This is a genomic window from Longimicrobium sp. (assembly GCF_036387355.1).
In the GTDB taxonomy this organism is placed as follows: Bacteria; Gemmatimonadota; Gemmatimonadetes; order Longimicrobiales; family Longimicrobiaceae; genus Longimicrobium.
Genome location: NZ_DASVTX010000560.1, coordinates 1 through 3,148, shown reverse-complemented (window position 1 = coordinate 3,148; position 3,148 = coordinate 1). Strand labels below are relative to the sequence as shown.

The following is a 3,148-nucleotide window of genomic DNA, read 5'->3' as shown; positions in this document are numbered from 1 at the left end:
CAGGGGCCGTGTACCACGCCAGCACGGCCGTGAGGTGGCGCGTGTCGCGGGCCACGCCGTCTGCGAACACACGCGGCAGAACGGGGGCGAACCGGCGCTTGCCGCGGTCCCGTCCGCGGGACCATCCGGCGGGCCCGCAATCGCTTACGGAACGGCGCCGCGCGCCACGGGCGTTACGAACGCGCGGCTGTCGTACGCGCCGTGGCCCAGCGCGCCGGTCTGGCCCGCGCCCCAGCAGTAGGCGAATCCGCTGCCAGTGACGCCGCAGGTGCTGCCCCCGCCGGCGCTCAACGCGGTGAACGCCAGCCCGCCCGCCACCCGCGCCGGCACGTTGGACGACCCGATGGACGGCCCCGTGCCCAGGGTGATGCCGCTGTCGTTGCGCCCCCAGCAGTACGCCGCGCCGCCCACGGCCACCGCGCAGGTGCCCGGCCGCCCCGCCGCGTTCACGGACAGAAACGACAGCCCGCCGCTGACGGGAACCGGAACGTTGCTGGAGTTGGCGGAGGTTTCCAGCCCGTTGCCCAGCTGCGCAAAGCTGTTGTCGCCCCAGCACCACGCCGCCTGGGCGGTGGTGACGCCGCAGCTGTAGCTCATCCCCGCGCTCACCAAGGCGAAAGTGAGGCCCCCCGCCACCGCCACCGGCGCGGTGCGCTCCGTGCGCGACCCATCGCCCAGGCCGCCCCACGGGTTGGTTCCCCAGCACCACGCCGCGCCCCCATCATCCACCGCGCAGGTGTGGTCCCACGTGGAGCTGATGGAGGTGAACGCGTGCCCGCCCAGCACCGCGACGGGGGTGCTGGCGTCGGTCTTTGTCCCGTTGCCCAGCTGGCCGTAGTCGTTGTCGCCCCAGCAGTACGCCGCGCCGGCCGGCCTGGTGATGCCGCAGGTGTGGTTGCGCGACGTTACCAGCGCCGAGAACAGGTGCCCGCCCGCGACGGCGACGGGCACGGCGGACTGGGTCTGGCTGCCGTCGCCCAGCGCGCCGGCGTCGTTGTTCCCCCAGCACCAGGCGGCCCCGGCGGCGGTGAGCCCGCAGCTGCGGTAGTGGCCCGAGGTGATGGACGCGAACGCCACCCCGCCCGACACCGCGGTGGCCACGTTGCGGTACTCGCCCACGTCCAGCCCGGCGCCCAGCTGGCCGTTCGCATTCGGCCCCCAGCAGTACGCCGCGCCCGATGCCAGGCCGCACGCGTGGTTGAAGCCCACCGCCACCTGCGCCATCTGCACGAGCCCCGCGGCGGGAACGGTGACGGTGATGGTGCCGTTCAGCGTCCGGCCTTCCACGATCGCGGTGATGACGGCGGGGCCGGCGGCGAGCGCGGTGACCAGCCCCGTGCCGCTCACGGTGGCGCGCGACGGATCGCTGCTGCTCCACGCGACGTTGCGCCCGGTGAGCACCTTGAAGCTGGCGTCGTACAGCGTGAGCGTCATCTGCAGCGTGGTGCCCAGCAGCGTGGAGCCGTTGGTGGGCGAAAGGAACGCGAACGCGATCGGGGCGCCCACCGTTACGGCCGCGGTCCCCGTGCGGGTGCCGCTGGTGGCCGTGATGGTGGCCGTCCCCAGCGCCGCGGCGGTGATGACGCCCGTCGCCGGATCCACCGACGCCACGGAGGGATTGGAGCTGGCGTACGAGACCGGCTGGCCCGCCACCGGCCGCCCCAGCCGGTCCAGCACCGCCGGCGCCAGCATGAACGATCCGCCCACGGGAAGGGTGCCCGGAGGCGCCGCGAACCCGATCCACCCGTCCGGATAGCGCACCGGCGCCGACACGTAGACGCTGAAGCTGAAGGTGTTCACCGTGGCGGGAACGTCGAACCTCCACGTCCGCGGCGCGCTGACGGCGTTGGGCGCCAGCACCTCGCTGTACTGGTAGTACGCCTGGTCGGCGCCGGTAAACGAGGCGACGCCGTCCGCAACCACGGCGACGCCGCCCGTTCCGGAGGTTACGGCGGGCGGCCCGGCCAGAAACACGCGCACGCCTTCGGGTGCTGGCGTGGTTCCATCCACCGTGCCCAGCGCCTGCCCCAGAAGGTTCTGCACCCGCACGGCGAAGGTGAACGTTCCGCCCGCGTACACCAGCCCGCTGGAAGTCAGCTTCACCAGCGTGCCCTGGCCGCCCAGCACCAGGCCGTCGCGCCCGCCCATGTCCGATCCTCCGCAGTCCACGGTGGCGGCGGCGAGGTCTGCCCTGCACTCCACCTTCTGCGTGGCCAGCGGCGCGGCCGCGGACGTCTCGGGCGCGGAGGGAAGGCCGTCGGAGCAGGCCGCAAGCGCGGCGAGAGCGGCGGCCGTGCAGGCGCGGAAAGAACGTCGAAAACTCGTCATCAACAATCCTGCGGGTGCAGATGGAATGGGATGCGGAGATGCGGCCAGCCGCGCGGCCGGTCGCAGAGGAGGAAAAACGCCGGATGCGCGATCCTGCCACGCACCCGGCGCCGCCTGTGGACGGCCCGCGACCCAGCCCCCTGAGTGCGGACGCCCCGAGGCGTTACTTGCTGTAGACGGACACGCCGTACGCGCACGGCTCGGTGGTGCAGCGGGCCATCACCACACGCATGCGGTAGCTGCCGCTGGACGCCGCGCGGAACTCCAGGATGGGAACGTCGTCATCCATCACGTCCTCGCTCACCTTGGTGCCGGACGCGTCAAAGAGCTGCAGGTCCACGTCGCTGCAGCCGCGGTCGCACATGCCGATCACCAGGTACTCGCGCCCCTGGTTGAGCGTCACGTTCACGTCCTGCTGCGTGCCGTTGTTCAGCCGTCCCGTGGTGGGGCGGGTGCTGGACGGGGTGTAGCCGCGCTGGCCGGCAAGCTCGGACGCCGCGGCGAGCAGCTGGCTCACCACCGGGTCCGAGCCGCCCGACGGGGCGGGCGTGCTGGTGGTGCCGCTCGTCGTGGCCGCGCCGGAGCAGGCCACGAGCGGAGCCAGCGCGAGCGTGGCGGCAAGGGTGCGCATTTTCATGGACTGATTCTCCTGGAGGAGGGTGATGAACTTCACGGTCCGGATCGAACCCGAAGGGTGTAGCGGCCCATCTGCCCCGCGCGCAGCGAGTTGGCGCGAATGACGACGGGCCCGGCCGTGCGCGCGGTGTACGTCACCAGCGCCGTGGTGCCTCCGCCGCTGTCGTCGTCGCTCACGGCGTCC

At 72.7% G+C, this 3,148-nt stretch carries 2 protein-coding genes; both read right to left on the bottom strand.

Annotated elements, in window-relative coordinates:
* Nucleotides 1–144 precede the first annotated feature (144 nt).
* Nucleotides 145–2,328 carry an Ig-like domain-containing protein gene (locus VF665_RS24235; protein ID WP_331056067.1) on the bottom strand — a complete coding sequence of 728 codons (2,184 nt, stop codon included), beginning with the start codon at nt 2,326–2,328 and terminating at the stop codon, nt 145–147.
* 163 nt (nt 2,329–2,491) lie between these two features.
* The gene (locus VF665_RS24230) at nt 2,492–2,965 is read right to left on the bottom strand and encodes a hypothetical protein (RefSeq protein WP_331056066.1); all 474 of its coding nucleotides are present in this window, start codon (nt 2,963–2,965) and stop codon (nt 2,492–2,494) included.
* Nucleotides 2,966–3,148: the final 183 nt, after the last annotated feature.

Coding starts and splice junctions, on each gene's coding strand:
- VF665_RS24235 (WP_331056067.1), bottom strand. CDS start 2,328: ATGACGAGTTTTCGACGTTCTTTCCGCGCCTGCACGGCCGCCGCTCTC.
- VF665_RS24230 (WP_331056066.1), bottom strand. CDS start 2,965: ATGAAAATGCGCACCCTTGCCGCCACGCTCGCGCTGGCTCCGCTCGTG.